The sequence below is a fragment of the Pseudomonas sp. TE36184 genome (genome assembly GCF_054060055.1).
On the sequence record NZ_JBSSCU010000001.1, the window covers coordinates 5,272,930 to 5,292,146 of the forward strand.

The 19,217-nt window shown below is 55.0% G+C and carries 12 protein-coding genes, 6 tRNA genes and 3 rRNA genes; 20 read left to right on the forward strand and 1 reads right to left on the reverse strand.

Features of this window, described 5'->3' with window-relative positions:
- Positions 1-1,419 (reverse strand): peptidoglycan DD-metalloendopeptidase family protein, encoded by a 1,419-nt coding sequence (locus ACVWZP_RS23695; protein ID WP_046381874.1) that lies wholly within the window; start codon positions 1,417-1,419, stop codon positions 1-3.
- 209 nt (positions 1,420-1,628) lie between these two features.
- Between ACVWZP_RS23695 and tyrS the strand changes: the two genes are divergently transcribed.
- The 20 genes from tyrS (at position 1,629) to rpoB (ending at position 19,211) form a co-directional block, all read left to right on the forward strand.
- On the forward strand, positions 1,629-2,828 hold the full coding sequence (gene tyrS / locus ACVWZP_RS23700; RefSeq protein ID WP_017847777.1) for a tyrosine--tRNA ligase: 1,200 nt from the start codon (positions 1,629-1,631) through the stop codon (positions 2,826-2,828).
- Positions 2,829-3,380: 552 nt separating this feature from the next.
- A 16S ribosomal RNA gene (locus tag ACVWZP_RS23705) occupies positions 3,381-4,917 on the forward strand.
- Positions 4,918-4,999: 82 nt separating this feature from the next.
- Positions 5,000-5,076, forward strand: a tRNA-Ile gene (locus tag ACVWZP_RS23710).
- 27 nt (positions 5,077-5,103) lie between these two features.
- Positions 5,104-5,179: transfer RNA gene (locus ACVWZP_RS23715), tRNA-Ala, on the forward strand.
- Positions 5,180-5,426: 247 nt separating this feature from the next.
- Positions 5,427-8,318, forward strand: a 23S ribosomal RNA gene (locus ACVWZP_RS23720).
- Positions 8,319-8,474: 156 nt separating this feature from the next.
- A 5S ribosomal RNA gene (gene rrf / locus ACVWZP_RS23725) occupies positions 8,475-8,590 on the forward strand.
- The 16S, 23S and 5S rRNA genes sit together here with 2 tRNA genes alongside, the layout of an rRNA operon.
- A 167-nt stretch (positions 8,591-8,757) precedes the next feature.
- Positions 8,758-9,717, forward strand: coding sequence for a bifunctional biotin--[acetyl-CoA-carboxylase] ligase/biotin operon repressor BirA (gene birA / locus ACVWZP_RS23730; RefSeq protein WP_017848794.1), 960 nt, complete (start codon positions 8,758-8,760; stop codon positions 9,715-9,717).
- Positions 9,707-10,456 carry a pantothenate kinase gene (locus tag ACVWZP_RS23735; RefSeq protein ID WP_017848795.1) on the forward strand — a complete coding sequence of 250 codons (750 nt, stop codon included), beginning with the start codon at positions 9,707-9,709 and terminating at the stop codon, positions 10,454-10,456. The genes birA and ACVWZP_RS23735 overlap by 11 nt, the downstream gene beginning before the upstream one ends.
- A 7-nt stretch (positions 10,457-10,463) precedes the next feature.
- The gene (locus tag ACVWZP_RS23740; protein WP_017848796.1) at positions 10,464-10,910 is read left to right on the forward strand and encodes a hypothetical protein; all 447 of its coding nucleotides are present in this window, start codon (positions 10,464-10,466) and stop codon (positions 10,908-10,910) included.
- A gap of 142 nt (positions 10,911-11,052) precedes the next feature.
- Positions 11,053-11,137 (forward strand) — tRNA-Tyr (locus ACVWZP_RS23745).
- Between the two features lie 24 nt (positions 11,138-11,161).
- Positions 11,162-11,235 (forward strand) — tRNA-Gly (locus ACVWZP_RS23750).
- A gap of 26 nt (positions 11,236-11,261) precedes the next feature.
- Positions 11,262-11,337: transfer RNA gene (locus tag ACVWZP_RS23755), tRNA-Thr, on the forward strand.
- 161 nt (positions 11,338-11,498) lie between these two features.
- A tRNA-Trp gene (locus tag ACVWZP_RS23760) sits at positions 11,499-11,574 on the forward strand.
- 45 nt (positions 11,575-11,619) lie between these two features.
- Positions 11,620-11,988, forward strand: coding sequence for a preprotein translocase subunit SecE (gene secE, locus ACVWZP_RS23765; protein WP_003194658.1), 369 nt, complete (start codon positions 11,620-11,622; stop codon positions 11,986-11,988).
- A 9-nt stretch (positions 11,989-11,997) separates the two neighbouring features.
- Entirely contained in the window at positions 11,998-12,531 is a 534-nt protein-coding gene (gene nusG / locus ACVWZP_RS23770; RefSeq protein ID WP_003176436.1) for a transcription termination/antitermination protein NusG, read from the forward strand.
- 116 nt (positions 12,532-12,647) lie between these two features.
- On the forward strand, positions 12,648-13,079 hold the full coding sequence (gene rplK, locus ACVWZP_RS23775; RefSeq protein ID WP_003176435.1) for a 50S ribosomal protein L11: 432 nt from the start codon (positions 12,648-12,650) through the stop codon (positions 13,077-13,079).
- Complete coding sequence (gene rplA, locus ACVWZP_RS23780) at positions 13,079-13,774, forward strand: 50S ribosomal protein L1 (RefSeq protein ID WP_003232403.1); 696 nt, start codon at positions 13,079-13,081, stop codon at positions 13,772-13,774. The genes rplK and rplA overlap by 1 nt, the downstream gene beginning before the upstream one ends.
- A 199-nt stretch (positions 13,775-13,973) precedes the next feature.
- Positions 13,974-14,474: a 50S ribosomal protein L10 gene (gene rplJ, locus ACVWZP_RS23785; protein WP_016969477.1), complete on the forward strand. Its 501-nt coding sequence runs from the start codon at positions 13,974-13,976 to the stop codon at positions 14,472-14,474.
- A gap of 78 nt (positions 14,475-14,552) precedes the next feature.
- On the forward strand, positions 14,553-14,918 hold the full coding sequence (rplL, locus tag ACVWZP_RS23790) for a 50S ribosomal protein L7/L12 (protein WP_057005470.1): 366 nt from the start codon (positions 14,553-14,555) through the stop codon (positions 14,916-14,918).
- A gap of 219 nt (positions 14,919-15,137) precedes the next feature.
- Positions 15,138-19,211, forward strand: a complete 4,074-nt coding sequence (gene rpoB / locus ACVWZP_RS23795) for a DNA-directed RNA polymerase subunit beta (protein WP_017848798.1) — start codon at positions 15,138-15,140, stop codon at positions 19,209-19,211.
- Positions 19,212-19,217 lie beyond the last annotated feature (6 nt).

Genomic DNA, 19,217 nt, shown 5'->3' on the forward strand with positions numbered 1-19,217 from the left:
TTAGCGCTTCGCCGAAGCCAGCAGGGTGGAGCGCTCCTGATCCATGCGTGCCATCAGCGGTTGGCTTTGTTGCATGAAACGCGCGCGTTCGGCCTTGGCGATCGGGTCGGCCATCGGCAGTTTCTGGCCCAGCGGGTCGACGTGTACGCCATTGACCTGGAATTCATAGTGCAAGTGTGGGCCGGTGGACAAGCCGGTCGTGCCGATATAGCCGATCACCTGGCCCTGCTTCACGTTGCCGCCGGTCTGTACGCCCTTGGCGAAGCCTTGCATGTGGCCATACAGCGTGCGGTAGGTGTTGCCGTGCTGGATGATCACGGTGTTGCCGTAACCGCCGCGACGTCCGGCCAACAGTACCTTGCCGTCACCTGCGGCCTTGATGGGCGTGCCGCGCGGCGCTGCATAGTCGACGCCTTTGTGGGCGCGGATTTTGTTCAGGATGGGGTGCTTGCGTCCCATGGAGAAGCGCGAGCTGATGCGGGCGAAATCCACAGGTGTGCGGATAAAGGCCTTGCGCATGCTGTTGCCATCAGCGGTGTAGTAACTGCTGTTGCCTTGTTTGTTGGTGTAGCGCACGGCGGTGTAGGTCTTGCCGCGGTTGGTAAAGCGCGCGGAGAGGATATTGCCGGTGCCGACCACTTTGCCGTTGGCGACTTTCTGCTCGTAGATCACGTCGAATTCGTCACCCTGGCGGATGTCCTGGGCGAAGTCGATGTCGTAGCCAAACACGCTGGCCATGTCCATGGTCATGCTGTGGGACAAGCCGGCACGGGCGGCCGATTGCGACAGCGAGCTGTTGATGACGCCATGTACGTAGGCGGAGCGCATCACTGGCTTGGTGGTGATGCGATTGAACGCGAAACCCTTGGCACCCTTGGTCAGGGTGATGCTTTCCAGGTCGCTGAGGTTGCTGTGCAGGGTGTTCAGCTGGCCATCTGGGGTCAGTTCGAATTCGAGTTTTTGACCGCGTTTGAGCTGGGTGAATTGCTTGGCTTGTTTATCGCTGGCCAAGACCTCATTAACCGTAGTGGCAGGTAGGCCGACCTTCTCGAACAGGGTGGAAAGCGTGTCGCCCTTGCCGACGAGCACCTCGCGATGCTGAGGGCTCTTGGCCTGCGCTACGGCAGGTGCAGCCTGCTGCTGGGCGGTTTTGTCGGTTTCGTCCGGGGCGCTTTCGATCTGGGCAAACGGCGAATCGACGGGTGCATTTGTGGCTTGTTGCGCGTCGGAAGCGTCTTGATCTTGTGTCAGTTGTTCTGCGGGACTTTCCAGGTCAAGGCTCAGGGATGTTCGTTTGGCTTCTACGTCACTGGAAGGGAATACCAGGAGTGCCAGGCTCAGAAGGGCGGCGATACCACTTGCAGCGAGCAGGTGGGTCTTTGGGTAAAGCGGCGGCGCTTTAGACGGTTCTGTGGTCATAGGTAATTTTGACTTTGAAGATGAAATGGAAAAGATGACTGACATGATGAAGATGAAATAACTGTATAAAATATAACCAAATCATCTGTGACGCAAGCTCGCGAACGCCGGGCTTGTTGAACGGTGTCCGTGCGCAGGGCAAAACTTGTAATTAGTCCCTGATCTTGTATGGTTGGTTCCCTTTTGAATCTGAGCCTTGCGGGTCTGTTATGAAGTCGGTTGAAGAGCAGCTAGCGCTGATAAAACGTGGTGCGGAAGAACTGTTGGTCGAGGCGGAGCTGATCGAAAAGCTCAAGCGTGGCCAGCCCCTGCGTATCAAGGCCGGCTTTGATCCGACTGCGCCGGATCTGCACCTGGGCCATACCGTGCTTATCAATAAGCTGCGCCAGTTCCAGGACCTGGGGCATCAGGTGATCTTCCTTATAGGGGATTTCACCGGGATGATCGGTGATCCAAGCGGCAAGAGCGCCACGCGTCCACCGCTGACCCGTGAACAGGTTCTCGAGAATGCCGAGACCTACAAGACCCAGGTGTTCAAGATTCTCGATCCGGCCAAGACCGAGGTGGCGTTCAACTCCACCTGGATGGACAAGATGGGGCCGGCGGACTTCATTCGTCTGACATCCCAGTACACCGTGGCGCGCATGCTTGAGCGCGATGACTTCGACAAGCGCTATTCGACCAACCAGCCGATCGCGATTCATGAGTTCCTGTACCCGCTGGTCCAGGGCTATGACTCGGTGGCGTTGCGCGCTGACGTTGAGTTGGGTGGCACCGATCAGAAGTTCAACCTTCTGATGGGGCGTGAGCTGCAGCGTGCGTATGGGCAAGAGGCTCAGTGCATTCTGACCATGCCGTTGCTGGAAGGGTTGGACGGCGTCAAGAAGATGTCCAAGTCCCTGGGCAACTATGTCGGTATCCAGGAGGCGCCGGGCGTGATGTACGGCAAGCTGGTTTCGATTCCGGATGCGCTGATGTGGCGTTACTTCGAGCTGTTGAGCTTCCGCTCGATGGATGAGATCAATGCGCTGCGTGCGGATGTCGAGGCGGGTGCCAATCCTCGCGACGTGAAGATCAAGCTGGCTGAAGAGATTGTTGCGCGTTTCCATGGCGAGGAGGCTGCGGCCAGCGCTCACCGTGCGGCGGGCAACCGGATGAAGGATGGTGAGCTGCCGGATGATCTGCCGGAGATCGAGCTGACTGCTGCCGAGGCAATGCCGATCGCGGCCGTCCTTAATAAGGCAGGCCTGGTGAAGAACTCGGCGGTCGCGCGTGACCTCTTGGGTTCCGGTGGTGTGCGTATCGATGGTGAAGTGGTTGATCGCACCTTTATATACGCGCTGGGTGCGACCCATGTTTGCCAGGCTGGGAAGAAGGCATTTGCGCGTATTACGCTCAAATCCGAATAAGTCTGAAATTAACTGTTGACGGCGATTTATATCTGTCTATAATTCGCCCCACTTCCGGCGCAGTCGAAACGGAAAACTCCTTGGTAAACAAAGAGTTACGCAAGATTCGACAGCGGCCTGCTTCAGTTCATCGAAGCCTGGAAGGAGTTGGTAGAGCAGTGTTGTTTGGCTCTATTAACGTTTCGATCTTCTCGGTCGAAAGCGGAGAAAAAGAGGTGTTGACAGCAGCGTGTAACGCTGTAGAATTCGCCTCCCGCTAACGAGAGATCGGAAGCGCAAGTGGTTGAAGTTACAAAGGAAACTTTGAAAACTTCTTGAAATAATCACTTGACAGCAAATGAGGCTGCTGTAGAATGCGCGCCTCGGTTGAGACGAAAGATCTTAACCAACCGCTCTTTAACAACTGAATCAAGCAATTCGTGTGGGTGCTTGTGGAGTCAGACTGATAGTCAACAAGATTATCAGCATCACAAGTTACTCCGCGAGAAATCAAAGATGTAACCAACGATTGCTGAGCCAAGTTTAGGGTTTCTTAAAAATCCAAAGATGTTTGAACTGAAGAGTTTGATCATGGCTCAGATTGAACGCTGGCGGCAGGCCTAACACATGCAAGTCGAGCGGTAGAGAGAAGCTTGCTTCTCTTGAGAGCGGCGGACGGGTGAGTAATGCCTAGGAATCTGCCTGGTAGTGGGGGATAACGTTCGGAAACGGACGCTAATACCGCATACGTCCTACGGGAGAAAGCAGGGGACCTTCGGGCCTTGCGCTATCAGATGAGCCTAGGTCGGATTAGCTAGTTGGTGAGGTAATGGCTCACCAAGGCGACGATCCGTAACTGGTCTGAGAGGATGATCAGTCACACTGGAACTGAGACACGGTCCAGACTCCTACGGGAGGCAGCAGTGGGGAATATTGGACAATGGGCGAAAGCCTGATCCAGCCATGCCGCGTGTGTGAAGAAGGTCTTCGGATTGTAAAGCACTTTAAGTTGGGAGGAAGGGCAGTTACCTAATACGTGATTGTTTTGACGTTACCGACAGAATAAGCACCGGCTAACTCTGTGCCAGCAGCCGCGGTAATACAGAGGGTGCAAGCGTTAATCGGAATTACTGGGCGTAAAGCGCGCGTAGGTGGTTAGTTAAGTTGGATGTGAAATCCCCGGGCTCAACCTGGGAACTGCATTCAAAACTGACTGACTAGAGTATGGTAGAGGGTGGTGGAATTTCCTGTGTAGCGGTGAAATGCGTAGATATAGGAAGGAACACCAGTGGCGAAGGCGACCACCTGGACTGATACTGACACTGAGGTGCGAAAGCGTGGGGAGCAAACAGGATTAGATACCCTGGTAGTCCACGCCGTAAACGATGTCAACTAGCCGTTGGGAGCCTTGAGCTCTTAGTGGCGCAGCTAACGCATTAAGTTGACCGCCTGGGGAGTACGGCCGCAAGGTTAAAACTCAAATGAATTGACGGGGGCCCGCACAAGCGGTGGAGCATGTGGTTTAATTCGAAGCAACGCGAAGAACCTTACCAGGCCTTGACATCCAATGAACTTTCTAGAGATAGATTGGTGCCTTCGGGAGCATTGAGACAGGTGCTGCATGGCTGTCGTCAGCTCGTGTCGTGAGATGTTGGGTTAAGTCCCGTAACGAGCGCAACCCTTGTCCTTAGTTACCAGCACGTAATGGTGGGCACTCTAAGGAGACTGCCGGTGACAAACCGGAGGAAGGTGGGGATGACGTCAAGTCATCATGGCCCTTACGGCCTGGGCTACACACGTGCTACAATGGTCGGTACAGAGGGTTGCCAAGCCGCGAGGTGGAGCTAATCCCAGAAAACCGATCGTAGTCCGGATCGCAGTCTGCAACTCGACTGCGTGAAGTCGGAATCGCTAGTAATCGCGAATCAGAATGTCGCGGTGAATACGTTCCCGGGCCTTGTACACACCGCCCGTCACACCATGGGAGTGGGTTGCACCAGAAGTAGCTAGTCTAACCTTCGGGGGGACGGTTACCACGGTGTGATTCATGACTGGGGTGAAGTCGTAACAAGGTAGCCGTAGGGGAACCTGCGGCTGGATCACCTCCTTAATCGACGACATCAGCTGCTCCATAAGTTCCCACACGAATTGCTTGATTCATTGAAGAAGACGATAAGAAGCAGCCCGAAATTGGGTCTGTAGCTCAGTTGGTTAGAGCGCACCCCTGATAAGGGTGAGGTCGGCAGTTCGAATCTGCCCAGACCCACCAATTTTGTGTGGGAACCTGTAGAAATACGGGGCCATAGCTCAGCTGGGAGAGCGCCTGCCTTGCACGCAGGAGGTCAACGGTTCGATCCCGTTTGGCTCCACCACTACTGCTTCTGGAAGTTGAAAGCTTAGAAATGAGCATTCCATCGTGATGATGGTGAATGTTGATTTCTAGTCTTTGATTAGATCGTTCTTTAAAAATTTGGGTATGTGATAGAAAGATAGACTGAACGTTACTTTCACTGGTAACGGATCAGGCTAAGGTAAAATTTGTGAGTTCTCTTAATTGAGAAATTCGAATTTTCGGCGAATGTCGTCTTCACAGTATAACCAGATTGCTTGGGGTTATATGGTCAAGTGAAGAAGCGCATACGGTGGATGCCTTGGCAGTCAGAGGCGATGAAAGACGTGGTAGCCTGCGAAAAGCTTCGGGGAGTCGGCAAACAGACTTTGATCCGGAGATGTCTGAATGGGGGAACCCAGCCATCATAAGATGGTTACCTTACACTGAATACATAGGTGTAAGGGGCGAACCAGGGGAACTGAAACATCTAAGTACCCTGAGGAAAAGAAATCAACCGAGATTCCCTTAGTAGTGGCGAGCGAACGGGGACTAGCCCTTAAGTGGCTTTGAGATTAGCGGAACGCTCTGGAAAGTGCGGCCATAGTGGGTGATAGCCCTGTACGCGAAAATCTCTTAGTCATGAAATCGAGTAGGACGGAGCACGAGAAACTTTGTCTGAATATGGGGGGACCATCCTCCAAGGCTAAATACTACTGACTGACCGATAGTGAACTAGTACCGTGAGGGAAAGGCGAAAAGAACCCCGGAGAGGGGAGTGAAATAGATCCTGAAACCGTATGCGTACAAGCAGTGGGAGCCTACTTTGTTAGGTGACTGCGTACCTTTTGTATAATGGGTCAGCGACTTATTTTCAGTGGCGAGCTTAACCGAATAGGGGAGGCGTAGCGAAAGCGAGTCTTAATAGGGCGTCTAGTCGCTGGGAATAGACCCGAAACCGGGCGATCTATCCATGGGCAGGTTGAAGGTTGGGTAACACTAACTGGAGGACCGAACCGACTACCGTTGAAAAGTTAGCGGATGACCTGTGGATCGGAGTGAAAGGCTAATCAAGCTCGGAGATAGCTGGTTCTCCTCGAAAGCTATTTAGGTAGCGCCTCATGTATCACTGTAGGGGGTAGAGCACTGTTTCGGCTAGGGGGTCATCCCGACTTACCAAACCGATGCAAACTCCGAATACCTACAAGTGCCGAGCATGGGAGACACACGGCGGGTGCTAACGTCCGTCGTGAAAAGGGAAACAACCCAGACCGTCAGCTAAGGTCCCAAAGTTATGGTTAAGTGGGAAACGATGTGGGAAGGCTTAGACAGCTAGGAGGTTGGCTTAGAAGCAGCCACCCTTTAAAGAAAGCGTAATAGCTCACTAGTCGAGTCGGCCTGCGCGGAAGATGTAACGGGGCTCAAACCATACACCGAAGCTACGGGTATCACGTAAGTGATGCGGTAGAGGAGCGTTCTGTAAGCCTGTGAAGGTGAGTTGAGAAGCTTGCTGGAGGTATCAGAAGTGCGAATGCTGACATGAGTAACGATAATGGGTGTGAAAAACACCCACGCCGAAAGACCAAGGTTTCCTGCGCAACGTTAATCGACGCAGGGTTAGTCGGTCCCTAAGGCGAGGCTGAAAAGCGTAGTCGATGGAAAACAGGTTAATATTCCTGTACTTCTGGTTATTGCGATGGAGGGACGGAGAAGGCTAGGCCAGCTTGGCGTTGGTTGTCCAAGTTTAAGGTGGTAGGCTGGAATCTTAGGTAAATCCGGGATTCTAAGGCCGAGAGCTGATGACGAGTTATCTTTTAGATGACGAAGTGGTTGATGCCATGCTTCCAAGAAAAGCTTCTAAGCTTCAGGTAACCAGGAACCGTACCCCAAACCGACACAGGTGGTTGGGTAGAGAATACCAAGGCGCTTGAGAGAACTCGGGTGAAGGAACTAGGCAAAATGGCACCGTAACTTCGGGAGAAGGTGCGCCGGTGAGGGTGAAGGACTTGCTCCGTAAGCTCATGCCGGTCGAAGATACCAGGCCGCTGCGACTGTTTATTAAAAACACAGCACTCTGCAAACACGAAAGTGGACGTATAGGGTGTGACGCCTGCCCGGTGCCGGAAGGTTAATTGATGGGGTTAGCTAACGCGAAGCTCTTGATCGAAGCCCCGGTAAACGGCGGCCGTAACTATAACGGTCCTAAGGTAGCGAAATTCCTTGTCGGGTAAGTTCCGACCTGCACGAATGGCGTAACGATGGCGGCGCTGTCTCCACCCGAGACTCAGTGAAATTGAAATCGCTGTGAAGATGCAGTGTATCCGCGGCTAGACGGAAAGACCCCGTGAACCTTTACTATAGCTTTGCACTGGACTTTGAATTTGCTTGTGTAGGATAGGTGGGAGGCTTTGAAGCGTGGACGCCAGTTCGCGTGGAGCCAACCTTGAAATACCACCCTGGCAACTTTGAGGTTCTAACTCAGGTCCGTTATCCGGATCGAGGACAGTGTATGGTGGGTAGTTTGACTGGGGCGGTCTCCTCCTAAAGAGTAACGGAGGAGTACGAAGGTGCGCTCAGACCGGTCGGAAATCGGTCGTAGAGTATAAAGGCAAAAGCGCGCTTGACTGCGAGACAGACACGTCGAGCAGGTACGAAAGTAGGTCTTAGTGATCCGGTGGTTCTGTATGGAAGGGCCATCGCTCAACGGATAAAAGGTACTCCGGGGATAACAGGCTGATACCGCCCAAGAGTTCATATCGACGGCGGTGTTTGGCACCTCGATGTCGGCTCATCACATCCTGGGGCTGAAGCCGGTCCCAAGGGTATGGCTGTTCGCCATTTAAAGTGGTACGCGAGCTGGGTTTAGAACGTCGTGAGACAGTTCGGTCCCTATCTGCCGTGGACGTTTGAGATTTGAGAGGGGCTGCTCCTAGTACGAGAGGACCGGAGTGGACGAACCTCTGGTGTTCCGGTTGTCACGCCAGTGGCATTGCCGGGTAGCTATGTTCGGAATAGATAACCGCTGAAAGCATCTAAGCGGGAAACTAGCCTCAAGATGAGATCTCACTGGGACCTTGAGTCCCCTGAAGGGCCGTCGAAGACTACGACGTTGATAGGTTGGGTGTGTAAGCGCTGTGAGGCGTTGAGCTAACCAATACTAATTGCCCGTGAGGCTTGACCATATAACACCCAAGCAATTTGCGAACTCGAAAGAGACCAGATTGCGGTGTGTGAAGACGAAACGAACCGAAAGTTCGACTCTTACAAAACACCGAAAACTATCGCATACCCAATTTGCTGAAGCGAGGCCAATAGGCCACGACTCAGTACCCGAATTTCTTGACGACCATAGAGCATTGGAACCACCTGATCCCATCCCGAACTCAGCAGTGAAACGATGCATCGCCGATGGTAGTGTGGGGTTTCCCCATGTGAGAGTAGGTCATCGTCAAGATTAAATTCCAGAACCCCTGTTTGCTCACGCAGACAGGGGTTTTGTTTTGGGCGGTCGAAAAGGTCAAGTGGCTCTTTGCGACGGACGTCAGTGCTAAGGCCCGGCCTTTCTATGCAATGACCCTGCGCATGGCTATCATGCGTGCCTCATTGTGAGGCGATACTTGCATGCTGACGTTGTTAAAACTTCTGAAAGATGGTCGATTCCACTCCGGGGAAGCGCTGGGCGCTGCCCTGGGCGTCAGTCGCAGTGCTGTATGGAAGCAGCTTCAGCATCTTGAGGCTGAGTTAAACCTGCCCATCCACAAAGTGCGTGGCAGGGGGTACCAATTGGCATCGCCGCTGGTGTTCTTGAATGCCGAAGACATCGCGCTGAAGGCGCCTTCTCTGGCGTGGCCCGTCCACATATCCGATTCCATTGACTCCACCAATGCTGAAGCCTTGCGCCTTGTCGATGCGGGTTGCGCGGCACCATTCCTGGTGCTCGCCGAGCAGCAGAGCGCCGGGCGAGGTCGACGGGGGCGCAAGTGGGTCAGCCCGTTCGCTCAGAATGTGTATTACAGCCTCGTGCTGCGCATCGAAGGCGGTCTGCGGCAGCTAGAGGGGTTGAGCCTGGTTGTGGGGCTTGCGGTCATGCAGGCCTTGCGCGAGTCGGGCGTGCAAGGAGCCGCCTTGAAATGGCCAAACGATGTCTTGGTGGGGCAGAAGAAAATTGCCGGTATCCTGCTGGAGTTGGTCGGCGATCCTGCTGATATCTGCCACGTTGTGCTCGGGATCGGCATCAACGTAAATATGCAGAAAGTCGCGGCAATCGATCAGCAGTGGACGTCGGTGCAGCTTGAAACGGGCTCTCCCGTAGATCGCAATCTACTGGTGGCGCGGTTGGGGCTGCAGTTGCAACGTTACTTGGAGCGACACGCCGCCTCCGGCTTTGCGGCGCTTCAGGAGGAGTGGGAGCAGAATCACTTGTGGCAGGGCAGGGCGGTGTCCCTCATTGCTGGAGTCAATCAGGTTGACGGGGTGGTTCTGGGGGTCGACCGCCAGGGTGCGTTGCGTTTGAGCGTCGATGGTGTTGAAAAAATATACAGCGGTGGTGAGCTAAGCCTGAGGTTGCGTGATGATTCTTGAGCTCGACTGTGGGAATAGCTTTATCAAATGGCGCGTACTTGAATCGGATCAGGCGAAAGCTTGCGCCGAAGGTGTTGTGGGGTCGGACCTCGCATTGATCGAAAGCCTGGCAGCGCTACCAGGCCTGTCGTTGGCGCGTTGCCGATTGGTGAGTGTTCGGGCTTCAGAAGAGACCAATAAGCTGGTCGAGGCTTTGCAAGGGGCTTTCGGTGTTGTCGTCTCCTGTGCTGTCCCCGCGCGTGAGATGGCTGGCGTGCGCAATGGCTACCAAGACTTCGAACGCCTTGGTCTTGATCGCTGGCTGGCGATGCTGGGTGGCTTCAAGTTGGCTTCGGGCGCGTGCCTGGTACTCGATTTTGGTACCGCAGCCACCGCCGATTTCATCGCGGCAGACGGTCAGCACCTGGGCGGCTTCATTTGCCCCGGCATGCCGTTGATGCGCAACCAGTTGCGCACGCACACCCGCAAGATACGCTACGACGACGCGGCGGCTGAGCGTGCCCTGGAGCGGCTCTCCCCCGGGCGCACGACCGCGGAGGCTGTCGAGCGTGGTTGTACGCTGATGCTCAGGGGCTTCGTGTTGACCCAGCTCGAGTTGGCCCGAAGCTACTGGGGTGATGATTTCACCGTATTCCTGACGGGTGGGGATGCTGATCTGGTCTCGGACGCCGTGCCGCAGGCGCGGTTGATCCCGGACCTGGTTTTCGTTGGTCTGGCCATGGCGTGTCCATTGTCCTGAGGTGTTTATGCGTTGGCTGTTTTTACTTTTACTCGTTCTTAATGCCTTCTATTACGTTTGGCATCAGCAAGAGGCGCCGTTGCGCGCCAAGGATGTCACGCCCCTGAGTCTGTATCGTGGCCCTCAGCAGGATATTCGGCTGCTAAGCGAGTCCTCGGACTCGGTGTCCCGGCGTGACCGAGCAAAAGCGCCCGAGGCGCAGAATACCTGCTTATACATCGGCGGCTTTGCCGACCAGCGCCAGGCGCAGTCGCTTGAGCAGCGCCTCACGAGCCTGGATATAAAGGTCAAGGTTCAACTGTTGAGCACACCTGAGGCGTCCGGTTACTGGCTTCGTGTGGCCCCTGAAAGCCGGCGTCTGGCTGAGGATCTGCCGTTTGAAAACCTTGCTAAGGAATTCAATGAGTTAAAACATAAAATAATGCTGTGCGAAGGCATTGCAACTCTCGAATAGTTTGCATAGAATGGCGCCCGCTTCGCAGTGAAGACCTTTAAGGCCTACAGTGTGAAGCGAAGGTCAACGCAGCTAACCTCATATTTTTAATGAGAAAATGCTTGACAGAAGGCTGGCATGATGTAGAATGCCGGCTCGCTTAGGAGGGGTTCCCGAGCGGCCAAAGGGATCAGACTGTAAATCTGACGTCTACGACTTCGAAGGTTCGAATCCTTCCCCCTCCACCATTTTTAGCGTGAGCTGCAAGCTCCGCGGGTATAGTTTAGTGGTAGAACCTCAGCCTTCCAAGCTGATGATGCGGGTTCGATTCCCGCTACCCGCTCCAAGTTTGCAGGTTGTGCAGCGTGTTTTGCTCTTGTAGCTCAGTTGGTAGAGCACACCCTTGGTAAGGGTGAGGTCAGCGGTTCAAATCCGCTCAAGAGCTCCATATAACAAGGCAGATATGAAAATATCTGCCTTTGTTTTAACGGCTATCTCGGCTTGATTCTGTTGTAACGGGCGTTTTCGCCGGTTGGTTTCAAGTCTCTAGGGGTTGGCTGTTGTAAAGTCTTTTTCAGGCCTGCATAATGGTCGGCCTGATTTTGTTTTAGGTCAGTAGCTCAATTGGCAGAGCGACGGTCTCCAAAACCGTAGGTTGGGGGTTCGATTCCCTCCTGACCTGCCAGATTCACGTGGTGTATCTGGCTTTCTTTTCACAGGATCTTCATAGATGACTCCTAAGGCTGAAGCTCAAAGCTCTCGTTTCGATCTGGTCAAGTGGCTCGCTGTAGTCGCATTGGTGGTCGTAGGCGTTGTTGGCAATCAGTACTATTCTGCTTCGCCGATCCTGTACCGCGTACTCGCTTTGCTCGCCCTCGCTGCTGTAGCTGCCTTTGTAGGCCTGCAGACTGCCAAAGGCAAGTCTTTCGCGGTCCTGGTAAAGGAAGCTCGCACCGAAATTCGTAAAGTCGTTTGGCCGACTCGCCAAGAAACCACGCAGACCACGTTGATTGTTGTGGCTGTTGTTCTGGTTATGGCGTTGCTGTTGTGGGGGCTTGATTCCCTGCTCGGCTGGCTTGTTTCCTTGATTGTTGGCTAAGGGTGTCCCGTGGCTAAGCGTTGGTACGTTGTGCATGCTTACTCGGGTTACGAGAAGCATGTTATGCGCTCTTTGCTGGAGCGCGTAAAGCTGGCAGGCATGGAAGATGGCTTCGGCGAAATTCTGGTTCCCACTGAAGAAGTGGTTGAAATGCGGAATGGGCAGAAGCGCAAGAGTGAACGCAAGTTCTTCCCAGGCTACGTGCTGGTTCAGATGGACATGAATGAAGGTACTTGGCACTTGGTCAAGGATACCCCTCGTGTCATGGGCTTCATTGGCGGTACTGCCGATAAGCCTGCTCCGATCACCGACAAAGAAGCAGAAGCGATTCTGCGTCGTGTTGCTGACGGTAGCGACAAGCCTAAGCCGAAGACGTTGTTCGAGCCAGGTGAGGTTGTTCGTGTCACCGATGGTCCGTTTGCTGATTTCAACGGCACCGTCGAAGAAGTTAACTACGAAAAGAGCCGGATCCAAGTGGCAGTGCTCATTTTCGGACGCTCTACTCCGGTAGAGTTGGAGTTCAGTCAGGTCGAAAAGGTCTAACTGAGCAAGCATCCCAACCCCGCAGCCTAGGCTGTGGGGTTTTGTCGTCACTGGGATAAACGCGCAAGTAACCGGGGAGCCTTTCGAGGCGTTCGAACCCGTAATTGGAGTGCCTCATGGCCAAGAAGATTACCGCTTACATCAAGCTGCAAGTGAAGGCCGCTCAGGCCAACCCTAGCCCACCCGTCGGTCCAGCTCTGGGTCAGCACGGCGTGAACATCATGGAATTCTGCAAGGCCTTCAACGCCCGTACTCAGGGTCTTGAGCCAGGTCTGCCGACTCCAGTGATCATCACTGTATACAGCGACCGTAGCTTCACCTTCGAAACCAAGTCGACCCCGGCTTCGGTTCTGTTGAAGAAAGCTGCTGGTCTGACTAGCGGTTCCGCTCGTCCTAACACCGTTAAGGTTGGCACCGTGACTCGTGCTCAGCTGGAAGAAATCGCGAAAACCAAAAACGCGGATCTGACTGCAGCTGATATGGATGCAGCCGTGCGTACCATCGCCGGTTCTGCTCGTAGCATGGGCCTTAACGTGGAGGGTGTGTAATGGCTAAGCTGACCAAGCGCCAAAAGGCTATCGCCGGCAAAATCGAAGCAGGCAAGGCCTACAACTTTGTAGACGCTGCTGCCCTGCTGACCGAGCTGTCGACTGTCAAGTTCAGCGAGTCGGTTGACGTTGCTGTGAACCTGGGTGTTGACCCACGTAAATCCGACCAGGTCGTTCGTAGCGCTACTGTGCTGCCACACGGTACTGGCAAGACTGTACGTGTTGCTGTCTTCACCCAAGGTCCAGCAGCTGAAGCTGCTCTGGCCGCCGGCGCCGATCGCGTTGGCATGGACGACCTGGCTGCCGAAATGAAAGGCGGCGACCTGAACTATGACGTCGTTATTGCTTCCCCGGATGCAATGCGCGTTGTAGGTCAGTTGGGTCAGATCCTTGGTCCACGTGGCCTGATGCCTAACCCAAAAGTCGGCACCGTAACCCCAGACGTCGCTACCGCGGTTAAAAACGCCAAGGCTGGTCAGGTTCGTTATCGCACCGACAAAAACGGCATCATTCACACTTCCGTTGGCAAAGTCGGCTTCGATGCCGTCAAGCTGAAGGAAAACGTTGAAGCCCTGATCGCTGATCTGAAGCGTATCAAACCAGCTTCCTCGAAAGGCATCTACGTCAAGCGCGTTACCCTGAGCACCACTATGGGCCCAGGTCTGGTCATCGACCAAGGCTCGCTGGACGTATAAGACACAAGTTGGCGTGAGCGATCGCGCCAATTGAAAAAATTGGGGTCCCTGCCTGGCGGGGGCTATCCAAGACCGTAGGCGACGCAAGTCTTAAACCTCAAGCCTACGCAGATGGTGCTCCCGGTTCCTTACCGAATCAGACACCAAAACGACATCCGGCTTCGGCCAGATGAAACGGTAACAAGCAGGAGTTAAACCCGTGGCAATTAATCTCGAAGACAAGAAGGCCATCGTCGCTGAAGTCAACGAGGCTGCCAAAGCTGCTCTGTCCGCTGTCGTGGCTGATGCCCGTGGTGTGACAGTAGGCGCTATGACCGGACTCCGTAAAGAGGCTCGTGAAGCTGGCGTATACGTACGTGTTGTACGTAACACCCTGCTCAAGCGCGCTGTTGCTGACACTGAATACAGTGTCCTCAACGACGTGTTCACCGGCCCGACTCTGATCGCGTTCTCCAAAGAACATCCAGGCGCTGCTGCCCGTTTGTTCAAAGAGTTCGCCAAGAGTCAGGACAAGTTCGAGATCAAGGCAGCTGCGTTCGAGGGCAAGTTCCTCGCAGCTAACCAAATCGACGTACTGGCAACACTGCCGACCCGTGACGAAGCTATTTCGCAACTGATGAGCGTGATTCAAGGCGCTACCAGCAAGCTGGCTCGTACTCTGGCTGCAGTTCGCGAGCAAAAAGAAGCTGCCGCAGCCTAAGGCTGAGCATTTTCTCTCGCGTATTTTTGTTTATTTCGATGGCCGCGTAGGCCGTCCCCCAATTCAGGAAATACAGTAATGTCTATCTCCCAAGAAGATATCCTCAACGCCGTAGCTGAAATGTCGGTTCTGCAGGTTGTTGAGCTGATCAAAGCTTTCGAAGAAAAATTCGGCGTTTCCGCTGCCGCTGCTTCCGCTGGCCCAGCCGCTGTTGCTGCTGTTGCTGAAGAGCAAACCGAATTCAACGTCATGCTGCTGGAAGCTGGCGAGAAGAAAGTAAACGTGATCAAGGCAGTTCGTGAACTGACCGGTCTGGGCCTGAAAGAAGCCAAGGCTGTAGTTGACGGCGCTCCTGCCTTGGTTCTGGAAGCTGTTGCCAAAGACGCAGCTGACAAAGCCAAAGCATCTCTGGAAGAAGCAGGCGCTAAAGTCGAGCTGAAGTAAGCATCGACCTTGCGTCTCCAGCCCAAGCGTTAAGCTGAAGGCTGATGGCTGGTGGCTCTTGCCACCGGCCTTTTTCCGTTCTTGGCTGTCGACTCGGTCGCCGCCATTAACGTGCTGTAGCCACCCGGTGCGGTGGTGCAAACCAAGGGGTTTGCAAGATTTTCTGGCTGCTCCCGTCGGGAGGGCCAAACAAGCAGGTGACCAAGCTGGGGAACGCTGATGGCTTACTCATATACTGAGAAAAAACGTATCCGCAAGGACTTTAGCAAGTTGCCGGACGTCATGGATGTCCCGTACCTTCTGGCTATCCAGCTGGATTCGTATCGTGAATTCTTGCAGGCGGGAGCGACCAAAGATCAGTTCCGCGACGTGGGCCTGCATGCGGCCTTCAAATCCGTTTTCCCGATCATCAGCTACTCCGGCAATGCTGCGCTGGAGTACGTCGGTTATCGCCTGGGCGAACCGGCATTTGATGTCAAAGAATGCGTGTTGCGCGGTGTTACGTACGCCGTACCTTTGCGGGTAAAAGTCCGTCTGATCATTTTCGACAAAGAATCGTCGAACAAAGCGATCAAGGACATCAAAGAGCAAGAAGTCTACATGGGCGAAATCCCACTGATGACTGAAAACGGTACCTTCGTTATCAACGGTACCGAGCGTGTTATCGTTTCCCAGCTGCACCGTTCCCCGGGCGTGTTCTTCGACCACGACCGCGGCAAGACGCACAGCTCCGGCAAGCTCCTGTACTCCGCGCGGATCATTCCGTACCGTGGTTCGTGGTTGGACTTCGAGTTCGACCCGAAAGACTGCGTGTTCGTGCGTATCGACCGTCGTCGCAAGCTGCCGGCCTCGGTACTGCTGCGCGCGCTCGGCTATACCACTGAGCAAGTGCTTGATGCTTTCTACACCACCAACGTGTTCAGCCTGAAGGACGAAACCCTCAGCCTGGAACTGATCGCTTCGCGTCTGCGTGGTGAAATTGCTGTCCTGGACATCCAGGACGAAAATGGCAAGGTCATCGTTGAAGCCGGCCGCCGTATCACTGCGCGCCACATCAACCAGATCGAAAAAGCCGGTATCAAGTCGCTGGAAGTGCCTCTGGACTACGTCCTGGGTCGCACGACCGCCAAGGTTATCGTTCACCCGGCCACAGGCGAAATCCTGGCTGAGTGCAACACCGAGCTGAACACCGAGATCCTGGCAAAAATCGCCAAGGCCCAGGTTGTTCGCATCGAGACCTTGTACACCAACGATATCGACTGCGGTCCGTTCGTCTCCGACACCCTGAAGATCGACTCCACCAGCAACCAATTGGAAGCGCTGGTCGAGATCTATCGCATGATGCGTCCTGGCGAGCCACCGACCAAAGACGCTGCCGAAACCCTGTTCAACAACCTGTTCTTCAGCCCTGAGCGCTATGACCTGTCTGCGGTCGGCCGGATGAAGTTCAACCGTCGTATCGGTCGTACCGAGATCGAAGGTTCGGGCGTGCTGTGCAAGGAAGACATCGTTGCGGTCCTGAAGACTCTGGTCGACATCCGTAACGGCAAAGGCATCGTCGATGACATCGACCACCTGGGTAACCGTCGTGTTCGCTGCGTAGGCGAAATGGCCGAGAACCAGTTCCGCGTTGGCCTGGTACGTGTTGAGCGTGCGGTCAAAGAGCGTCTGTCGATGGCTGAAAGCGAAGGCCTGATGCCGCAAGACCTGATCAACGCCAAGCCAGTGGCTGCGGCGGTGAAAGAGTTCTTCGGTTCCAGCCAGCTCTCGCAGTTCATGGACCAGAACAACCCGCTCTCCGAGATCACCCACAAGCGCCGTGTATCTGCACTGGGCCCGGGCGGTCTGACCCGTGAGCGTGCTGGCTTCGAAGTCCGTGACGTACACCCGACGCACTACGGTCGTGTTTGCCCGATCGAAACGCCGGAAGGTCCGAACATCGGTCTGATCAACTCCCTGGCCGCCTATGCGCGCACCAACCAGTACGGCTTCCTTGAGAGCCCGTACCGTGTGGTGAAAGACGCTCTGGTCACCGACGAGATCGTATTCCTGTCCGCCATCGAAGAAGCCGATCACGTGATCGCTCAGGCTTCGGCCACGATGAACGAGAAGAAAGTCCTGGTCGACGAGCTGGTAGCTGTTCGTCACTTGAACGAGTTCACCGTCAAGGCGCCGGAAGACGTCACCTTGATGGACGTATCGCCCAAGCAGGTAGTTTCGGTCGCCGCGTCGCTGATCCCGTTCCTGGAGCACGATGACGCCAACCGTGCGTTGATGGGTTCCAACATGCAGCGTCAAGCTGTACCGACCCTGCGTGCTGACAAGCCGCTGGTAGGTACCGGCATGGAGCGTAACGTAGCCCGTGACTCCGGCGTTTGCGTCGTGGCTCGTCGTGGCGGCGTGATCGACTCCGTTGATGCCAGCCGTATCGTGGTGCGTGTTGCCGATGACGAAGTTGAAACTGGCGAAGCCGGTGTCGACATCTACAACCTGACCAAATACACCCGCTCGAACCAGAACACCTGCATCAACCAGCGTCCGCTGGTGCGTAAGGGTGATCGCGTTCAGCGCAGCGACATCATGGCTGACGGCCCGTCCACCGACATGGGTGAACTGGCGCTGGGCCAGAACATGCGTATCGCGTTCATGGCATGGAACGGCTTCAACTTCGAAGACTCCATCTGCCTGTCCGAGCGTGTGGTTCAAGAAGACCGCTTCACCACGATCCACATCCAGGAACTGACCTGTGTGGCGCGTGATACCAAGCTTGGGCCAGAGGAAATCACTGCAGACATCCCGAACGTGGGTGAAGCTGCACTGAACAAGCTGGACGAAGCCGGTATCGTTTACGTAGGTGCTGAAGTTGGCGCAGGCGACATCCTGGTCGGTAAGGTCACTCCGAAAGGCGAGACCCAACTGACTCCGGAAGAGAAGCTGTTGCGTGCCATCTTCGGTGAAAAAGCCAGCGACGTTAAAGACACCTCCCTGCGCGTACCGACCGGTACCAAAGGTACTGTCATCGACGTACAGGTCTTCACCCGCGACGGCGTTGAGCGTGATGCTCGTGCACTGTCCATCGAGAAGACCCAGCTCGACGAGATCCGCAAGGACCTGAACGAAGAGTTCCGTATCGTTGAAGGCGCGACCTTCGAACGTCTGCGTTCCGCTCTGGTAGGCCACAAGGCCGAAGGCGGCGCGGGCCTGAAGAAAGGTCAGGACATCACCGACGAAGTCCTCGACGGTCTTGAGCACGGCCAGTGGTTCAAACTGCGCATGGCTGAAGACGCTCTGAACGAGCAGCTCGAGAAGGCCCAGGCCTACATCGTCGATCGCCGCCGTCTGCTGGACGACAAGTTCGAAGACAAGAAGCGCAAACTGCAGCAGGGCGATGACCTGGCTCCAGGCGTGCTGAAAATCGTCAAGGTTTACCTGGCAATCCGTCGCCGCATCCAACCGGGCGACAAGATGGCCGGTCGTCACGGTAACAAGGGTGTGGTCTCCGTGATCATGCCGGTTGAAGACATGCCGCACGATGCCAATGGCACCCCGGTCGACGTCGTCCTCAACCCGTTGGGCGTACCTTCGCGTATGAACGTTGGTCAGATCCTCGAAACCCACCTGGGCCTCGCGGCCAAAGGTCTGGGCGAGAAGATCAACCGTATGATCGAAGAGCAGCGCAAGGTTGCTGACCTGCGCAAGTTCCTGCACGAGATCTACAACGAGATCGGCGGCCGCAAAGAAGAGCTGGATACCTTCTCCGACCAGGAAATCCTGGATCTGGCGAAGAACCTGCGCGGCGGCGTTCCAATGGCTACCCCGGTGTTCGACGGTGCCAAGGAAAGCGAAATCAAGGCCATGCTGAAACTGGCAGACCTGCCCGAAAGCGGCCAGATGCAGCTGTTCGACGGCCGCACCGGCAACAAGTTCGAGCGCCCGGTTACTGTTGGCTACATGTACATGCTGAAGCTGAACCACTTGGTAGACGACAAGATGCACGCTCGTTCTACCGGTTCGTACAGCCTGGTTACCCAGCAGCCGCTGGGTGGTAAGGCTCAGTTCGGTGGTCAGCGTTTCGGGGAGATGGAGGTCTGGGCACTGGAAGCATACGGTGCTGCTTACACTCTGCAAGAAATGCTCACAGTGAAGTCGGACGATGTGAACGGTCGGACCAAGATGTACAAAAACATCGTGGACGGCGATCACCGTATGGAGCCGGGCATGCCCGAGTCCTTCAACGTGTTGATCAAAGAAATTCGTTCCCTCGGCATCGATATCGATCTGGAAACCGAATAACACGTG